14 protein-coding genes are annotated in these 17,650 nt (G+C 72.8%); 9 read left to right on the top strand and 5 right to left on the bottom strand.

The window, feature by feature from the left end:
* The first annotated feature begins 184 nt into the window (after nucleotides 1-184).
* The 5 genes from ABZ318_RS12100 to ABZ318_RS12080 all read left to right on the top strand — a co-directional run bounded on the left by ABZ318_RS12100 (nucleotide 185) and on the right by ABZ318_RS12080 (nucleotide 5,837).
* Nucleotides 185-1,813 (top strand): ABC transporter substrate-binding protein, encoded by a 1,629-nt coding sequence (locus ABZ318_RS12100; protein WP_356902362.1) that lies wholly within the window; start codon nucleotides 185-187, stop codon nucleotides 1,811-1,813.
* A gap of 92 nt (nucleotides 1,814-1,905) precedes the next feature.
* Nucleotides 1,906-2,829 (top strand): ABC transporter permease, encoded by a 924-nt coding sequence (locus ABZ318_RS12095; protein ID WP_356902361.1) that lies wholly within the window; start codon nucleotides 1,906-1,908, stop codon nucleotides 2,827-2,829.
* On the top strand, nucleotides 2,822-3,811 hold the full coding sequence (locus ABZ318_RS12090; RefSeq protein WP_356902360.1) for an ABC transporter permease: 990 nt from the start codon (nucleotides 2,822-2,824) through the stop codon (nucleotides 3,809-3,811). Before ABZ318_RS12095 ends, ABZ318_RS12090 begins: the two co-directional genes overlap by 8 nt.
* Before the next feature lie 6 nt (nucleotides 3,812-3,817).
* Complete coding sequence (locus ABZ318_RS12085) at nucleotides 3,818-4,801, top strand: ABC transporter ATP-binding protein (RefSeq protein ID WP_356902359.1); 984 nt, start codon at nucleotides 3,818-3,820, stop codon at nucleotides 4,799-4,801.
* Entirely contained in the window at nucleotides 4,794-5,837 is a 1,044-nt protein-coding gene (locus tag ABZ318_RS12080; protein WP_356902358.1) for a dipeptide ABC transporter ATP-binding protein, read from the top strand. Before ABZ318_RS12085 ends, ABZ318_RS12080 begins: the two co-directional genes overlap by 8 nt.
* Before the next feature lie 222 nt (nucleotides 5,838-6,059).
* Here ABZ318_RS12080 and ABZ318_RS12075 read toward each other — a convergent pair whose 3' ends face one another.
* Nucleotides 6,060-8,219 carry an alpha/beta fold hydrolase gene (locus tag ABZ318_RS12075; protein WP_356902357.1) on the bottom strand — a complete coding sequence of 720 codons (2,160 nt, stop codon included), beginning with the start codon at nucleotides 8,217-8,219 and terminating at the stop codon, nucleotides 6,060-6,062.
* A 177-nt stretch (nucleotides 8,220-8,396) separates the two neighbouring features.
* On the opposite strand from ABZ318_RS12075, the gene ABZ318_RS12070 reads away from it, so the two are divergent.
* From ABZ318_RS12070 to ABZ318_RS12055, 4 genes are all read left to right on the top strand, one after another.
* Nucleotides 8,397-8,591 (top strand): hypothetical protein, encoded by a 195-nt coding sequence (locus ABZ318_RS12070; RefSeq protein ID WP_015035959.1) that lies wholly within the window; start codon nucleotides 8,397-8,399, stop codon nucleotides 8,589-8,591.
* Nucleotides 8,592-8,626: 35 nt separating this feature from the next.
* Entirely contained in the window at nucleotides 8,627-9,517 is an 891-nt protein-coding gene (gene mshB / locus ABZ318_RS12065; protein WP_356902356.1) for an N-acetyl-1-D-myo-inositol-2-amino-2-deoxy-alpha-D-glucopyranoside deacetylase, read from the top strand.
* Between the two features lie 38 nt (nucleotides 9,518-9,555).
* Complete coding sequence (locus ABZ318_RS12060; RefSeq protein ID WP_356902365.1) at nucleotides 9,556-9,909, top strand: DUF6113 family protein; 354 nt, start codon at nucleotides 9,556-9,558, stop codon at nucleotides 9,907-9,909.
* A gap of 176 nt (nucleotides 9,910-10,085) precedes the next feature.
* Nucleotides 10,086-12,296 (top strand): hypothetical protein, encoded by a 2,211-nt coding sequence (locus ABZ318_RS12055; protein WP_356902355.1) that lies wholly within the window; start codon nucleotides 10,086-10,088, stop codon nucleotides 12,294-12,296.
* A gap of 107 nt (nucleotides 12,297-12,403) precedes the next feature.
* Here ABZ318_RS12055 and ABZ318_RS12050 read toward each other — a convergent pair whose 3' ends face one another.
* The 4 genes from ABZ318_RS12050 to ABZ318_RS12035 all read right to left on the bottom strand — a co-directional run bounded on the left by ABZ318_RS12050 (nucleotide 12,404) and on the right by ABZ318_RS12035 (nucleotide 17,571).
* Nucleotides 12,404-13,981, bottom strand: a complete 1,578-nt coding sequence (locus ABZ318_RS12050; RefSeq protein WP_356902354.1) for a serine/threonine-protein kinase — start codon at nucleotides 13,979-13,981, stop codon at nucleotides 12,404-12,406.
* Nucleotides 13,978-15,558: a serine/threonine-protein kinase gene (locus ABZ318_RS12045; RefSeq protein WP_356902353.1), complete on the bottom strand. Its 1,581-nt coding sequence runs from the start codon at nucleotides 15,556-15,558 to the stop codon at nucleotides 13,978-13,980. The genes ABZ318_RS12050 and ABZ318_RS12045 overlap by 4 nt, the downstream gene beginning before the upstream one ends.
* Before the next feature lie 85 nt (nucleotides 15,559-15,643).
* Nucleotides 15,644-16,531, bottom strand: coding sequence for a transglutaminase-like domain-containing protein (locus ABZ318_RS12040; RefSeq protein ID WP_356902352.1), 888 nt, complete (start codon nucleotides 16,529-16,531; stop codon nucleotides 15,644-15,646).
* Complete coding sequence (locus ABZ318_RS12035) at nucleotides 16,516-17,571, bottom strand: GNAT family N-acetyltransferase (protein WP_356902351.1); 1,056 nt, start codon at nucleotides 17,569-17,571, stop codon at nucleotides 16,516-16,518. Before ABZ318_RS12035 ends, ABZ318_RS12040 begins: the two co-directional genes overlap by 16 nt.
* Nucleotides 17,572-17,650: the final 79 nt, after the last annotated feature.

Raw genomic sequence — 17,650 nt, 5'->3', positions numbered from 1 at the left:
GCCGCATCCTCTACACCGCCCTCGAACCCCTCACCGGGGCCGACGCCGCGGCGGTACGGGGCGGAGTGCCCGGCTCCGAAGCCACAGGAGTTCGCCGTCCGGGCCGACCTCCTTGACGGTGTCGGCCCAGACCACGCCGTCCGTGGCTTCGTAAGTCAGACTTAGGACATTCGGGAGGCACTCCATGCGCGGAGCCACGCACGCCAAGTGGGCCGCACTGGCCACCGCCGTCGCCCTCGCGGCGACGGCCTGTGGTGGCGGCGACAGCGGCGGCGGTGGCGGAGGGGCCGACGGCATCGTGAGTTCCTCGTGGGGCGACCCGCAGAACCCGCTGGAGCCCGCCAACACCAACGAGGTCCAGGGCGGCAAGGTCCTGTCCATGATCTTCCGCGGGCTCAAGCAGTACGACCCGAAGACCGGCGAGGCCAAGGACATGCTCGCCGAGAAGATCGAGACCACCGACTCGACGAACTTCACCATCACGGTCAAGGACGGCTGGACCTTCTCCAACGGCGAGAAGGTCACCGCGAAGTCCTTCGTGGACGCCTGGAACTACGCCGCCCACCTCAAGAACAACCAGAAGAACGCGTACTTCTTCGGCTACATCGAGGGCTACGACAAGGTCCACCCCGACAAGGGCCAGCCCACCGCCGAGACCCTGACCGGCCTCAAGGTCACCGGCGAGCGCACCTTCACGGTCAAGCTCACCCAGAAGTTCTCGACCTTCCCCGACACCCTCGGCTACGCGGCCTTCTCCCCGCTGCCCAAGGCCTTCTACGACGACCACGCCGGCTGGCTCTCGAAGCCCGTCGGCAACGGCCCGTACACCGTCGACTCCTACTCCAAGGGTTCCCAGATGGCCCTCAAGAAGTGGGACGGCTACCCGGGCCCCGACAAGGCGCAGAACGGCGGCATCACCCTCAAGGTCTACACCGACAACAACACCGCCTACACGGACCTGACGGCCGGCAACCTCGACCTCGTCGACGACGTCCCCGCCGCGCAGCTCAAGAACGTCTCCGCGGACCTCGGCGACCGGTACATCAACACCCCCGCCGGCATCATCCAGACCCTCGCCTGGCCCTTCTACAAGCCGGAGTTCGACAAGCCCGGCCAGGAGAAGCTCCGCAAGGGCCTCTCGATGGCCATCGACCGCAAGCAGATCACCGAGACGATCTTCCAGAAGACCCGCACCCCCGCCAAGGACTGGACCTCCCCGGTCCTCGGCGCCGACGGCGGCTACAAGGAGCTCTGCGGCGAGGCCTGCGAGTACAACCCCGGCGAGGCCAAGAAGCTGGTCGCCGAGGGCGGCGGCATCCCCGGCGGCACGCTGAAGATCTCGTACAACGCCGACACCGGCTCCCACAAGGAGTGGGTGGACGCCGTCTGCAACTCCATCAACCGCGCGCTCGGCGACAACAACGCCTGCGTCGGCGCCCCCGTCGGCACCTTCGCCGACTTCCGCAACCAGGTCACCTCGTCCAAGCTCGACGGGCCCTTCCGGGCCGGCTGGCAGATGGACTACCCGCTCATCCAGAACTTCCTCCAGCCGCTGTACTACACGAACGCCTCGTCCAACGACGGCAAGTACTCCAACCCCGAGTTCGACAAGCTCGTCAACCAGGCCAACGCCGAGACCGACACCAAGAAGGCCGTCGACCTCTTCCAGAAGGCCGAGGAGGTCCTCCGCGACGACATGGGGGCCATCCCGCTCTGGTACCAGAACGGCAGCGCCGGCTACTCGGACCGGGTGTCGAACGTGTCCCTGAACCCCTTCAGCGTCCCGGTCTACGACCGGATCAAGGTCAAGTGACGCCGTAGCAGTTCGGCGGTGTACGGCCCGGGCCGCGGACCCCCGCACCGGGCCGTACGCCGTCCCGCAACCCACCCTTCCTGGAGGCTTCCGTGGGGCGATACGTGATCCGGCGGCTGCTGCAGATGATCCCGGTCTTCTTCGGCGCCACGCTGCTCATCTTCCTGATGGTGAACGTGATGGGCGACCCCGTCGCCGGACTGTGCGGCGACCGCCAGTGCGACCCGGCGACCGCCGCCCAGCTGAAGAAGGAGTTCGGCCTCGACAAGCCGGTCTGGCAGCAATACCTGACCTACATGGGCAACGTCTTCACCGGCGACTTCGGCACCGCCTTCAACGGCCAGGCCGTCACCGAGCTGATGTCCAACGCCTTCCCGGTCACCATCCGGCTCACCATCGTCGCGATCGTCTTCGAGATCGTCATCGGCATCAGCCTCGGCGTGCTCACCGGCCTCAGGCGCGGCCGTCCCGTCGACACCACCGTCCTGCTGCTGACCCTGGTCGTCCTCTCCGTCCCCACCTTCGTCACCGCCCTCCTCGCCCAGCTGCTGCTCGGCGTGAAGTGGCACTGGATCGACCCGGCAGTCTCGACCGCGGCGAGCTTCGACGAGCTGATCGTCCCCGGTCTGGTCCTCGCCTCCGTCTCCCTCGCGTACGTCACCCGGCTCACCCGCACCTCGATCGCCGAGAACAAGCGCGCCGACTACGTCCGCACCGCCGTCGCCAAGGGCCTCCCGCGCCGCCGGGTGATCAGCCGCCACCTGCTGCGCAACAGCCTCATCCCGGTGGTGACCTTCATCGGCGCCGACATCGGCGCGCTCATGGGCGGGGCCATCGTCACCGAGCGGATCTTCAACATCCACGGCGTCGGCTACCAGCTCTACCAGGGCATCGTCCGGCAGAACACCCAGACCGTGGTCGGCTTCGTGACGATCCTTGTCCTGATCTTCCTCCTGGCCAACCTCCTGGTGGACCTCCTGTACGCCGTCCTTGACCCGAGGATTCGCTATGCCTGAGCCGATCGAGCCGTTCCACGACGAAGGCGCCGCCATCGCCGCCACCGGTGGCGGCGGCGCGACCGACCTCGCCATGGCCGAGGCCGAGACCCTGGAGAAGACCCCCGGCGGCCCCGAGGGCACCGGACCCGACAAGAAGCCCCGCTCCCTCTGGTCCGACGCCTGGCACGACCTGCGCCGCAACCCCGTCTTCATCGTCTCCGGGCTGATCATCCTCTTCCTGGTGATCATCGCCATCTGGCCCTCCCTGATCGCCTCCGGCGACCCCCTCGACTGCGACCTCGCCAAGGCGCAGGAGGGCTCCCAGCCGGGCCACCCCTTCGGCTTCAACGGGCAGGGCTGCGACGTCTACACCCGTACGGTCTACGGCGCCAGGGCCTCCATCCAGGTCGGCGTCCTCGCCACCCTCGGCGTGACGCTCCTCGGCTCCGTCCTCGGCGGCCTGGCCGGCTTCTTCGGCGGAGCCTGGGACGGCTTCCTCTCCCGGATCACCGACGTCTTCTTCGCCATCCCCGTCATCCTCGGCGGCCTCGTCCTGCTCTCCGTCGTCAGCAACAACACCGTCTGGCCCGTCATCGGCTTCATGGTGCTGCTCGGCTGGCCGCAGATCTCCCGCATCGCCCGCGGCTCGGTGCTCACCGCGAAGCACAACGACTACGTGCAGGCCGCCCGCGCGCTCGGCGCCTCCAACTCCCGGATGCTGCTCCGGCACATCACGCCCAACGCCGTCGCACCGGTCATCGTCGTCGCCACCATCGCGCTGGGCACCTACATCGCCCTGGAGGCGACGCTCTCCTTCCTCGGCGTCGGCCTCAAGCCCCCCACCGTCTCCTGGGGCATCGACATCTCCTCCGCCTCGAACTACGTCCGCAACGCCCCGCACATGCTGCTCTGGCCGGCCGGCGCGCTCGCCATCACCGTGCTCGCGTTCATCATGCTCGGCGACGCGGTGCGCGACGCCCTCGACCCGAAGCTGAGGTAGGGACCCATGCTGCTCGAAGTGCGCGACCTGCACGTGGAGTTCCACACCCGGGACGGGGTGGCCAAGGCGGTCAACGGCGTCAACTACTCGGTCGACGCGGGGGAGACCCTCGCCGTCCTCGGCGAGTCCGGCTCCGGCAAGTCCGTCACCGCCCAGGCCGTCATGGGCATCCTCGACATCCCGCCGGGCAGGATCAGCGGCGGCGAGATCCTCTTCCAGGGCCAGGACCTCCTCAAGCTCAAGGAGGAGGAGCGGCGCAAGGTCCGCGGCGCCAAGATGGCGATGATCTTCCAGGACGCGCTGTCCTCCCTCAACCCCGTCCTCAGCGTCGGCGACCAGCTCGGCGAGATGTTCCAGGTCCACCAGGGGATGTCGCGCAAGGACTCCAAGGCCAAGGCCGTCGAGCTGATGGACCGGGTCCGCATCCCCGCCGCCAAGGAACGCGTCGGCCAGTACCCCCACCAGTTCTCCGGCGGCATGCGCCAGCGCATCATGATCGCGATGGCGCTCGCCCTCGAACCCGAACTGATCATCGCCGACGAGCCCACCACCGCCCTCGACGTCACCGTCCAGGCCCAGGTCATGGACCTCCTCGCAGAGCTCCAGCGCGAGCTCAACATGGGCCTCATCCTCATCACCCACGACCTCGGCGTCGTCGCCGACGTCGCCGACAAGATCGCCGTCATGTACGCGGGGAAGATCGTCGAACAGGCGCCCGTCCACGAGATCTACAAGGCCCCCGCCCACCCCTACACCCGGGGCCTGCTCGACTCCATCCCGCGCCTCGACCAGAAGGGCCAGGAGCTCTACGCCATCAAGGGCCTGCCGCCCAACCTCCTCGCCATCCCGCCCGGCTGCTCCTTCAACCCGCGCTGCCCCCTCGCGAGGGACCGCTGCCGCACCGACGTGCCCCCGCTGTACGAGGTGACCGAGTCCCCGGTGCCGCGCGCCAGCGCCTGCCACTTCTGGAAGGAGTGCCTCCATGGCTGAGGCGATTCTCGAAGTCCGGGACCTCCACAAGCACTACCCGCTGACCCAGGGCATCCTCTTCAAGAAGCAGGTCGGCGCCGTCAAGGCCGTCGACGGCGTCGACTTCGACCTCGCCGCCGGCGAGACCCTCGGCATCGTCGGCGAATCCGGCTGCGGCAAGTCCACCGTCGCCAAGATGCTGGTCAACCTGGAGAAGCCGACCTCCGGGACCATCCGCTACAAGGGCGAGGACCTCACCAGACTCTCCCCGCGCGCCCTGAAGGCCGTCCGCCGCAACATCCAGATGGTCTTCCAGGACCCGTACACCTCGCTCAACCCGCGCATGACCGTCGGCGACATCATCGGCGAGCCGTACGAGATCCACCCCGAGGTCGCCCCCAAGGGCGACCGGCGCCGCAAGGTCCAGGACCTCCTGGACGTCGTCGGCCTCAACCCCGAGTACATCAACCGCTACCCGCACCAGTTCTCCGGCGGCCAGCGCCAGCGCATCGGCATCGCCCGCGGCCTCGCCCTCCAGCCCGAGATCATCGTCGCCGACGAGCCGGTCTCCGCGCTCGACGTCTCCGTCCAGGCGCAGGTCGTCAACCTCCTCGACAACCTGCAGACCGAGTTCTCCCTGTCGTACGTCTTCATCGCCCACGACCTGTCGATCGTCCGGCACATCTCCGACCGCGTCGGCGTCATGTACCTCGGCCGGATCGTCGAGATCGGCACCGACACCCAGATCTACGACCACCCCACCCACCCCTACACCCAGGCGCTGCTCTCCGCCGTCCCCGTCCCCGACCCCGAGGCGCGCGCCCACCGGGAGCGGATCATCCTCACCGGCGACGTCCCCTCCCCGGCCAACATCCCCTCCGGCTGCCGCTTCCGCACCCGCTGCTGGAAGGCCCAGGAACGCTGCGCCCTGGAGGTCCCGCTCCTCGCCGTCCCGGCCTTCTTCCGCCTCACCGACAGCCCCGCCAAGCACCCCTCCGCCTGCCACTTCGCCGAGGAGAAGCAGGTCGTCCCGCCGGAGACACCCGAAACGCCTTAACCGGCGGGCAACTCCACGGAAGCGGATCCGATATACCGGCAGGGCAGGGTCGTCGACGTACGGCCCGTGCGGGTGCCGTGAGCCGGCCGGGGCGCACCAAGCCGCCCCGGCCGGCCGCCGGCCGCCGTTCACCCGGCGCCGCGCTCTGCGACTCCCCGGGCTCTGGGCGGCCGGGAACGGCGCCCTCGGCACCGCCCCACCCGACACCGCCCGGCTGGTGACTCAGCGCGCGATGCCCAGCGACCGCTTCAGGAAGTCCACCTGGAGCAGGAGCAGGTTCTCCGCCACCTGCTCCTGCGGCGTCATGTGCGTCACCCCGGACAGCGGCAGCACCTCGTGCGGCCGGCCCGCCGCGAGCAGCGCCGACGACAGCCGCAGCGCGTGCCCCACCACCACGTTGTCGTCGGCGAGACCGTGCACGACCATCATCGGCCGGGCCGGCTCCTCCGGCGCCGTCAGACCGTCGTCGGTCAGCAGCGACTGCGCCGCGTACACCTCCGGATCGTCCTGCGGGGTGCCGAGGTACCGCTCCGTGTAGTGCGTGTCGTACAGCCGCCAGTCCGTCACCGGCGCCCCGACCACGGCCGCGTGGAAGACGTCGGGCCGCTGGAGCACCGCCCGGGCCGCCAGATAGCCGCCGTACGACCAGCCGCGGATCGCCACCCGGTCCAGATCGAGCGGGAGGCTCCCGGCCAGCGCCCGCAGCGCCTCCACCTGGTCGTCGAGCGTCACCCCGAAGTCCCGCGCGATCGACTTCTCCCAGGCCGGGGAGCGGCCCGGCACGCCCCGCCCGTCCGCCACGACCACCGCGAAGCCCTGGTCGGCGAACCACTGCGAGGTCAGGTGCGGATTGTGCGCCGCGAGCACCCGCTGCCCGTGCGGACCGCCGTACGGGTCCATCAGGACCGGCAGCGGCCCGTCCTCCTCCCCGTACCCCGAGGGCAGCAGCACCGCGCACGGGATCCGCCGCGGCCCCGCCTCCGTCAGCCGCACCCGGGCGGAGAGCACCGGCCGCTGGGCGTACGAGGCCACCACCGCGACCGGCCCGCCGTCCCGCAGCACCCGCGCCACGCTCCCCGGCTCCTCCGGCCGCGCCGACACCAGGACGGTCACCGCCCCCGAGCGCACCGCGCCGTGCACACCGGCGCCCTCGGAAAGCCGCTCCACGCGCGCGCCGGTCACCCGGTACACATGGATCTCGCCGGTCTCCGGATCCGCCGCCGCCTCACCCGCCGAGGCCGACACGAGGACGTCGTCCGCCCCCACGTCGAGCACCGCCCGGACGTGCAGCCCCGCGTCCGTCCACGCCTCCTCCCCGACGGCCAGGACCCGCGCCCCGCCCTCGTCGGTGACCCGGACGAGGCCCCCGCCCGGCCCCCACGCCGGCACCCCGTGGTGCAGCTCCAGCCACACCGGATCCGCCTCCGCCCGCACGGTCGCCGTCTTCCCCGACTCCGGGTCCACCGCCAGGAACAACTGCTCCCGCTGGTCCCGCGTCTGCACGAGCAGCAGCGGCGCCCCCGCCGCCGACCAGTGCACCCGCGCCAGGTACGGGTACCGCTCCCGGTCCCACACCACCTCCGTACGGGACCCGTCGAGGCCGATCACGAACAGCCGCACCTCCGCGTTGGCCGTCCCCGCCGCCGGATACCCCACCCGCTGCGGCTCCCGCTCCGGGTGCGCCGGGTCCGCGATCCACCAGCGCCGCACCGCCCGGTCGTCCGCCCGCGCCACGAGCAGCCGGTCCGAGGCGGGCGACCACCAGTGGCCGCGCTCCCGCCCCATCTCCTCCGAGGCGATGAATTCGGCCAATCCGTAGGAGACGTGCCCGCCCTCCGGGACGGCCAGCGCCCGGTCGCCCGCACCGTCCGCGCCCACCACCCGCAGGGCGCCCTCCGCCACGTACGCCACGAACCGCCCGTCCGGCGAGGGGCGGGGGTCGATCACCGGCCCCGGCACCGGAAGCTCCCGCGCCGTCCCCGCCCGCAGCTCCGCCGTGAACAGCCGCCCCGACAGCGCGAACGCCGCCAACTCCACGGCCCCGTCCACCGCGTACGCCACGATCCCCGCCGAGCCCTCCCGGCTCCGCTCCCGGCGCGCCCGCTCCTGCGGCGACAACTCCTCCTCCGCGCCCGCGAGCAGCGCCACCGGGTCGGCGGCGACCCGCTCCCCGGGCTCGCCGTCCCGGGGCAGGTCCAGCACCCAGAGCCGGTGCGAACGGTCCGTCCCCGAACCGGACCTGACGAACACCACGCGCTCCCCGTCCGGGGAGACCGAGAAACCACGCGGGACCCCCAGGGTGAACCGCTGGGTCCGGGCGTGCTGGCGGGGGAAGGAGAGCCCGGCCGAGGGTGCGGCCGGCTGCTGCGAAGACAAGGTCATGCGGCTGAAACTAGCGCCGTGCGCCCCCCTCGTGCCTCCGTCCGCCGATCGATGCGGCCGCACGGATAGTTATGATCCGTAGCGCTAGGTGGGTATGCATCGGACTGGCATGCCCTCTGGCACATGCTGATCGACCGAACCGCTCGAATATCCGACCGAAGGTGGAGGTGAACCGCCGTGGCACTCTCGATCTCCGTGGTGGTGCTGCTGGCGATCGTCGTCTTCCTGCTGATCCGGAAATCCGGGCTGAAGGCTGGACATGCGGCGGTCTGTGCGCTCCTGGGCTTCTACCTGGCGAGCTCCTCCATCGCCCCGTCCATCAGCACCCTCACGACCAACGTGGCGGGCATGATCGGCGGCCTCAAGTTCTGACCTCGCACCCTGCCTGACCTCGTAGGGTGGGGGGCATGTCCGATCTCCCCGCCCGTCGTCTGCTGCTCGTGCACGCGCACCCGGACGACGAGTCGATCAACAACGGCGCCACCATGGCCAGGTACGCGGCCGAGGGCGCCCTCGTCACCCTCGTCACCTGCACGCTCGGCGAGGAGGGCGAGGTCATCCCGCCCGACCTCGCCCACCTGGCCCCCGACCGGGAGGACCGGCTCGGCCCGCACCGCGTCGGCGAACTCGCCGCCGCGATGAACGAGCTGGGCGTCACCGACCACCGCTTCCTCGGCGGCCCCGGCCGCTTCCGCGACTCCGGGATGATGGGCGCCGAGCAGAACAAGCGTGCCAACGCCTTCTGGAACACCGACGTCGACACCGCCGCCCCCCACCTCGTCGAGGTGATCCGCGAGACCCGCCCGCAGGTCCTCGTCACCTACGACCCCGACGGCGGCTACGGCCACCCCGACCACATCCAGGCCCACCGGGTCGCCACCCGCGCCGCCGAACTCGCCGCCGACCCGGACTACCGCCCCGACCTCGGACCGGCCCACACGATCGCCAAGATCTACTGGAACCGCGTCCCGCGTCCCGTCGCCGAGGCCGGATTCGCCCGGCTCCGCGCCGAGGGCTCCGTCTTCCCGGCCGTCGCCGCCGTCGACGACGTCCCCGGAGTCGTCGACGAGGGCCGGATCACCGCCGAGATCGCCGCCGACCCCGCGTACACCGCCCGCAAGACCGCCGCGATGGCCGCACACGCCACCCAAGTCGCCGTCGACGGTCCCTTCTTCGCCCTCTCCAACGACCTCGCCCAGCCGATCTTCACCACCGAGTACTACGAACTGGTCCAGGGCACGTCGGGCGCCCCCGACGGCGAGCGCGAGACGGACCTCTTCGCGGGGGTGACGGAATGAGCCCCACCGTCCCGAAGCCCTCCCCGGCGCCGTCCCCGATGCCCTCCCCGGGTGTCCGGTACGCCTGGTACGGCGCCCTGCTCGTCCTCGGCGCCCTCGTCGGCACCGCCGGATCCCTCGTCCAAGCCGCCTGGCTCCCCGGCGGCTTGCTCCTCGCGCTCCTCGCCGTCGCCGGCCTCTTCTACGGAGGGCTCCGCGCCACCGGCACCCAGGTCGGCATCGCCGCCGCCGCCGCCGGCTGGCTCGTCGCCGTCATCCTGCTCAGCCTCGGACGCCCCGAGGGCGACGGCGTGTTCGGCGGAGGCGTCGGCGAGCTGCTCTTCCTCTTCGGAGGCATGGCGCTCGCTGTGATGTGCACCACTCTGCCCCGGCTGCCGCGACCGGCCCCGTGAACAGGACGACTTGAGGCCGGGGACGCCCTGACTTCGGCCGGATTGCCCGTCGTCCTCCGCCCAGGGGTCGGGTATGAGTCGGCGGCGTTCAGTATGGTGGTGCGCGCCGCCGAACCGCCCGGGTCAACACGAGCATCAGCAAGAGCGGGCGGTGGAGCCAACCGGGAGATCCTGCTTTGAGTCGTGAAACTGGTCGAGAGACTGACAGTTCGTCCTCCGGCGCCCAGGGGCGCGGGGGAGCCGCGTACCCCTCGGGTACCCCGCCGTACGGATCCCGCCAGTATCCGTCGCTCCACCCCACGCAGGACGCGCCGGAGGAGACCGCCGCCGCGCCCGCACCGCCGGAGGAGCCCAAGACCGAGACGACGCTGACGACCCGGATCCGGATCAACATCCCGGGTTCGCGTCCGATCCCGCCGGTCGTGGTCCGCAAGACGGTCAACGAGACGTCCGCCCCGGACCCCGAGCCCGTCGCGCAGCCGGAACCGGAGCCCGAGCCGGTGGCCCCGGCCCCGGAGCCCCCGCGGGCGGCCGAGGAGGCCCCGCAGGCGCCGAAGGCGAAGGAGACGAGCGACTGGTTCGCCCCCCGCAAGGCAGCGGCCCCCAGCCCGGCTCCCGCTCCCGCGCCCGCGCCGGTGGCCAAGCCCGCCCCGGCGCCGACCGGGCCGGACGCCCCGGGCACGGGCTTCGCGGGCTCGGCGACCTCGGGGGTCCCGACGGTCGGCACCACCCCGTCGAGCCGCCCGGTCACCGCGCCCGCCCCGACACCGCCGGGCAACCCGCTGTACGAGAGCGGCACACCGGCGGGCGGCACCCCGATGTACGACGGGACCCCGGCCGGGGGCACGCCCATGTACGACGGGACCCCGGCCGCGGGCACCCCGATGTACGACGGCACGCCGGCCGCCGGCACGCCCATGTACGACGGGACCCCCGCCGGGGGCACCCCGATGTACGACGGCACGCCCGCCGCCGGCACGCCCATGTACGGCGGCACTCCGGCCGCCGGCACGCCCGCCCACCGCGGCCCGGGCCGCCCGGGCGGTCAGGGCGCTCCCGGCGCCCCGGCGGCGCCCACCGGCCCCACCACCGGACCGGTCACCGGCACCGCCTCCCTCGGCGGCGCCGCCACCGGCCCCCGCCCCTTCGGCGGCGGCCAGGGTGAGGGCTCCCCGTTCGCCGGCGGCGGCGCGCCCCGCATGTCCGACGACACCGCGATCCTGACGCCCCAGCAGCCCGCCCCGGCGCCCAGGCCCGGACCGGGCGCGACGGGCGACAACGGCGCCCACATCTCCGGGGACACGCTCACCAGCGGCATCCCCGTGGTCCCGCCGACCGCGGCCCGCCCGAACCTGACCCCGCGCATCGAGGAGCACGCGTCTCCGGCCCCCGCGCCGGCGCCGCGCCAGGCACCCGCGGCCGACCGCGCCCCGGCGAAGAAGGGCCGCTCCAAGCTGGTCCTCGTCGCCGCCGGAGTCCTGGGCATCGCCGGCGTCGCCTACGGCGCGGGGCTGCTCCTCAACCACTCCGACGTCCCCAAGGGCACCACGGTGCTCGGTGTGGACATCGGCGGGGGCACGAAGGAGGAGGCCGTCGACAAGCTGGACGCGGTGTTCGGCAAGCGGGCCGCCACCCCGCTCCGGCTCGGCGTCGGCGGCAAGAAGGTCGAACTGGCCCCGGACAAGGCGGGCCTGGCGCTCGACAGTCAGGAGACCGTCCGCGCGGCGGCCGGCAGCGACTACAACCCGGTTTCGGTCATCGGCTCCCTCTTCGGCGGGGAGCGGATCGCGAAGCCGGTGTTCCCCGTCGACAAGGAGAAGCTCGCCGTCGCCCTGACGGACCTGGCCGGCAGCTCCGCGTCGGCGACCGAGGGCACGATCCTCTTCGCCCCGAACAAGGTGACCCCGGTCGAGGGCAAGCCCGGCCAGGGCCTGGACGTCCAGCGCTCGATGATCTCCGTCCAGGACGCCTTCCGCGCCCAGGTCGAGACCGGCCAGAACAAGCTGGTCGAGCTGCCGGTCACCACCCGCCGTCCGACGATCACCAAGGCCGAGCTGGACCGGGCGATGAAGGAGTTCGCGACGCCCGCCATGTCCGGCCTGATCAGGATCCAGGCGGGCGGCAGGCACATCGACTTCGGTCCGGCGCGGTCGCTGCCGCAGATCCTCTCGATGAAGGCCGTCGACGGCCGGCTGGTCGAGGTCTACGACAAGAAGGCGATCGAGCGGCTCCTCGACGGAGCCTTCGACGGCGTCATGATCACCAAGGGCGACGGCAGCAAGCACCAGGTCTCCGCCGACGACGTGGCCTTCGTGATGCGCGACGCGCTGAGGGGCAAGACCCTGGCGGAGCGCACGAAGACGATCGACCTGAGCGGCGAGGGCTGACCGCCCCCGCCCCACCGCGCGAGCCCCCGTTCCCGCCCGGGACGGGGGCTCGCGCACGTCGCGGGCACGCGCAGGGAGATCACCACTCGCCCCCGCCCCCTCTCCCCTCAGGCGCTCGGCATCGCCGCCACCGCCGCCTCGGAGATCTTCTTCGCCTCCTCTTCGCATGCGTCCGCCGGGTGTCGTTCGCCGCCCAGGGACACGTACACCACCAGGTTTCCCTTGCGTACGTAGAGCGTGCACGTGGTCTGGCCGTTGGACGGGGTGCTCCAGAAGGCCTCGTCGGCGTAGGGGGCGTCCGGCGCCTGCCGTCCGCCCTTCGCGTCGTCCGCGAACTCCGTCCGCTGGACCTCCGTGGCGTTCTCGTCCGTGCCCGCGCTGCGGCGCAGCTTCCAGCGGACCACGGCGTGGGCGTAGTAGTTCCAGCCGTCCGCCGAGGTCTCGTCCCTGGGGAACCAGGAGCAGGTGGTCTCGGCACTGTCCGAGTACTCGGTGTAGAAGTCCTGGTCGGTCCTGCGTTCCGCCGCCGGCAGCGGCAGCCGGCCGGCCACGTCCGCGCAGACCGGCATCGTCACGTACAGGTCGGGTGGCCCCGCCGCCCCGTCCCGCAGCGTCCACCAGGCGCCCGCGCCGAGCACGCAGAGGGCGACGGCGGCGGCGAGGGCGACCGGGCCACGCCGCCGGCGGAGGGCAGGGGCGCGGGCGCCGGACAGCCGGGTGGCGACGGCCGTGGGGGACGAGCCGCCGCCCGTCGGCGGCACGACCATCGTGCGCTCGGGGTCGTCGTCCCGGCGCAGCAGGTGCTCGATCCTCCGCTGCTGGTCGGCGATGAGAGCGTGGACGGCCGGCGGCCACTGCCGGGCGGCCGGGGCCGCCGGGCCGAGAGCGCCGAGGAGCTGGGCGGGGGTGGGGCGGCCCGAGGGGTCCTTGGCGAGGCACCACGCGACCAGGCCGCGCAGTTCGGCCGGTACGGCGTCGAGCGCGGGCTCGGTGTGGACGACGTTGTAGAGCGCCTGGAGGGTCGAGGGCCCCGCGAAGGGGCTCGTACCGGTCGCCGCGAGCGCGAGCACCGAGCCCAGCGAGAACACGTCGCTCGCCGGGGTGAGTTCCCTCCCCTCGGCCTGCTCGGGCGACATGAACGCCGGCGAGCCGACGACCAGGCCGGTCTGGGTGAGGGCGGTGACGTCGTTCCCGGTTCCGGCCGCGCGGGCGATGCCGAAGTCGATGACGCGGGCGCCGTCCTCCGACAGCAGGACGTTCTCGGGCTTCAGGTCGCGGTGGACGAGCCCCGCCCGGTGGATCTCGTCGAGGGCCGTCGCCAGCTGCACGGCGAGCCGCCGCACGGTCTCGGCGGGCAGCGTGCCGGACCGCTCTACGGCCGCCCCGAGGGAGGGCCCGGCGACGAAGACGGAGGCGAGCCAGGGTACGGCCGCGTCGGCGTCGGCGGCCAGCACGGCCGCCGTACAGGCGCCTGACACCTTCCGCGAGGCCTCGACCTCGCGCCGGAACCGGGCGCGGAAGCCCTCGTCGGCGGCGAGCCGCGCGTGCACCTGCTTCACGGCGGCGAGCCGGCCGTCCGGCGCGGCGCCGAGGTAGACGCGCCCCATGCCGCCGCGGCCGAGTTCGGCGAGGAGCCGGTACGGGCCGGCCTCGCGCGGGTCGCCGGGTCCCAGCGGCCGGGTCACGGGGTCGCCGCCTTCTTCGTCATCAGCGCGACGGCCTGCCGCGCGGTGGACTCGGTCAGGGCCTCGCACGTGCCGACCGGGTAGTGGGGGCCCCGCACCAGGACGAACAGGTCGAGGTTCACGTCCCGGGAGTAGAGCACGCAGCGGTTGCCGTCCGGCTTGTACCAGAGGGCCTCCTCCACGAACCCGAGCGTGAAGACCCGGCGGGTGGCACCCCGGATGTACATGCCCTCGTGGCGTTTCTTGGCCGTCTCGGCGCCGGTGGGGCCGCCGGTCCTCGACCGGTAGAGATCCCAGATGACGACGAGCTCGTCGCCGGAGCGGGTGTTCCAGGTGCACTGGTTCGACGTCCCGCCGTACGTCTGGTCGGGGACGGGCTGCCCGCCGTCCTTGGCGAGCCGCTGGTCGAACCCGGCCGGCACCTTCAGCTTCCCGCCCGCCTCCCGGCACGAGGGGATGACGCCCGTGTACGCGTCGGCCACCTGGCTCAGCGGCACGTTCCCGGGCGTCGGGACGGGCTCGTCCACGAACGTGTAGTACACGTCCGCCGCCCAGCCCGTCGCGGCGAACACCGCCCCGGTGACGGCGAGGACCCCGGCCGTGACGGCGGCGGCGCCCCACCGTCGGCGGCGCCGCGGAGCCCGTACGGACGGAGGTGCGGACGGAGGCGCGGGAGCGGGCGCCGACGACGGCAGGGGGCTCGGGATCCGCTCCACCTCGTCCGCCCGGGCGCGGATCCGCCCGTTCACGCTCTCCGGCCAGGGCCACCGCGAGGGCTCCACGCGCCCGACGAGCGCGAGGACGTCGGACGGCGGGGGGCGCAGGGCGGGGTCCTTGGCGAGGCAGGCGCCGATGAGACCCCGCAGGGCGGGCGGTACGCCACCGAGGTCGGGTTCCTCGTGGGCGATGGCGTACATGAGCCCGGGGACCGAGTCGCCGCCGAACGGCGTCCGGCCCGTGCAGGCCACGGCCAGGGTCGTGCCGAGGGCGAAGACGTCGGCGGCGGGGCCCGGGGTCTCGCCCCGGATCTGCTCGGGTGCCATGAACGCGGGGGAGCCGACGAGTGCGCCCGTGTGCGTCAGCTTCGTCAGCTGGTCCCCGGCCCGGGCGATGCCGAAGTCGATCACCCGGACGCCGTCCGCCGTGAGTACGACGTTCGACGGCTTGAGGTCCCGGTGGACGAGGCCCACCCGGTGGATGTCGGCGAGCGCCTGGGCGAGGCCCGCGGCCAGCTGCCGTACCGCGTCCTCGGGCAGGACGCCGTCGGCGACGGCCTCGCTCAGCGTGGGGCCCGCCAGGAACAGCGAGGCGAGCCAGGGGGCCGGCGCGTCCGGGTCGGCGTCGACGACCGGTGCCGTGTAGGCGCCGGAGACCCGGCGGGAGGCGTCGACCTCGCGCCGGAAGCGGGCCCGGAAGCCCTCGTCGTCGGCCAGGTCGGCGTGGATCTGCTTGATGGCGACGACCTGCCCGTTGGCCGCGGAGCCGAGCAGGACCCGGCCCATTCCGCCCTGCCCGAGCACGCCGATCACCTGGAACGGCCCCACCTGCACCGGGTCGTTCGGCCCGCGTGGCTGCATCTCGTCACCTTCCCCCGTGAACGCGGAAGGGATACTAGTGGGTACGCAACGTGGCCACGGAGCCGCACGACCCGTGGGGCAGGCCTCAGTTGAGCAGCGCCCGCGCCGCCTGGGCCCGGCGGCGGATCGTCGTCGCGGACTCCGGGTCCACCGCGTCCATCACCTGGGCGTACGCCTCCATCTCCGCCGCCCCCGTGAGGAACTCCCCGCGCCGGACGAGCAGCTCGGCGCGTTCGTAGCGGAGCCTCGCCGGGTGGGAGGGGAGCAGCAGGGCCAGTTCCACGGCCCACAGGGCCACGTCGGAGCGCTCGGGGCGGGGGGCCGCCCAGGCACGGATGTTGTTGAGGATCCGCAGGACGATCGCGCCGGGCTCGGCGGGGCGGAGCATCGAGCGGTCGAGCGCCTCGCCCGTCGCGCTCGCCACCAGGAGCTCGGCGTCCGCGCCCGTCATCGCCCGGCCGCCCGCGAACGGGTCGGCGAGGTGCAGATCGGCCGGGTCGCCGAAGCCGACGACGAAGTGGCCGGGCAGCCCCAGCCCGTACACGGGGGCACCGGCCCGGCGGGCGACCTCCATCCAGACGACGGAGAGCAGGATGGGCAGGCCCCGGCGGCGCCGGAGCACCTCGTGCAGCAGCGAGGACTCCAGGCGCTGGTAGTCGGCCGGCACGCCCTCGAAGCCCTCGTGGCGGCCGAGGAGCGCGGCGAGTTCGGCGGCCCAGTCGCCGGTGAGCCGGGTCGCGTACGGGACGAGCCCGGCGAGCCGGTCGAGTTCGATCTCGGCCTCGTCGAGGACGCGCCGGGTGACGGAGGGATCGGCCACCGCCCCGATCAGCAGGCAGAGCCGGGCGAGGTCGGGCCGCTCGGCGCGGGCCTCCTCGGCGAACTCCCGCCGCCAGTCGTCCCGGTCCGGCTCCTCGGACGCGCCCGCCGGTCCGTCCGGTGGTGGTACGTCCTCCGTCACGCCTCGACCCATCGGTAGTGGTGGTAGTGGTGGTGGGGCGCGAAGCCCATCCCGTCGTACAGCGCCCGCGCGGCGTCGTTGTCCGTCTCCACCTGGAGCCAGGCCGCCGACGCGCCCTCGTCGAGCGCCTGCCGGGCGAGCGCCGTCATGACCGACGTCGCCAGGCCCCGGCGGCGCTGGCCGGGGTCGACCTCGACCGCCATGAAGCCGGCCCAGCGGCCGTCGACCACACAGCGTCCGATCGCCGCCGGTACCCCTTCCGTGCCCGCGACGGACGCGAACCACACGCTCGGGCCGGACGAGAGGACGGACCGGACGGCCGGGCTCGCCTCCTCGAAGCGCTGGTAGCGGCGCAGCCAGGGCTCGTCGACCGTCCGGGAGAGGCGTACGGCGGAGACGTCGGCGTCCAGGTCGCCGATCGGGGCCAGCGCCCCGATCCGCACCTCGGCGGAGACCTCGCGCCGCCAGCCGTGCCGGTCGAGGGCGGCGCACAGCAGCTCCTGGGTGCCCTCGGCTCCGGTGGCGGCCTGGACGTACGCGGGAAGCTTCCGGGCCGCGTACCACGCGCGCGCGTGCGTCAGGGCCTCGGCGACCGGCAGCCCCGGATCACCGAGCGCGAGGACCGAATTGGCGCGCCGGGTGAAGCCCACCCGTCGCCCGACCACCGCCCCTCCAGGACGCCCTTCGGGCGGCACCTCGTAGAACGAAGCCCGCAGGGTCCACTCGCCGAGGGGCTCGCTCTCGACGGGCTGCCACGCGCGCGCGGTGGCGCGGGCGAGCTCCGCGAAGGTGGCGGAGGGGCCGCGGCGGCGGGCCGGGGCGGCCGGGACGACCTTTCCCGCGACGAGACCGGATTCCGGGATCCGGACGCTCTCGCCGCTCTTTCGTGTGATCAGCAGCACACCGGTGTCCCATGATGTGAGAACCCCAACCGCGTCGGTGAATTTCTCACCCGGTTCCGCCACGTCCGTCACGTACCGAACGGAGACACGTTTTCCCACGTCAGCGCTGGTAATGCGCACTTCGAGACGCCCTCCTCCGGTGATTTCCACAGCTTCTCCGCCCCTCCTGTTCGGATCGCCCCCAAGAACGGAGATACTAGGTGCGGGCATCGACGACGCCGCGCTCCCG

Source organism: Streptomyces sp. NPDC006197 (genome assembly GCF_040613865.1).
GTDB lineage: Bacteria > Actinomycetota > Actinomycetes > Streptomycetales > Streptomycetaceae > Streptomyces.
Note: the sequence above shows the minus strand (reverse complement) of the source record. Positions and strands in the feature narration are given on the sequence as shown.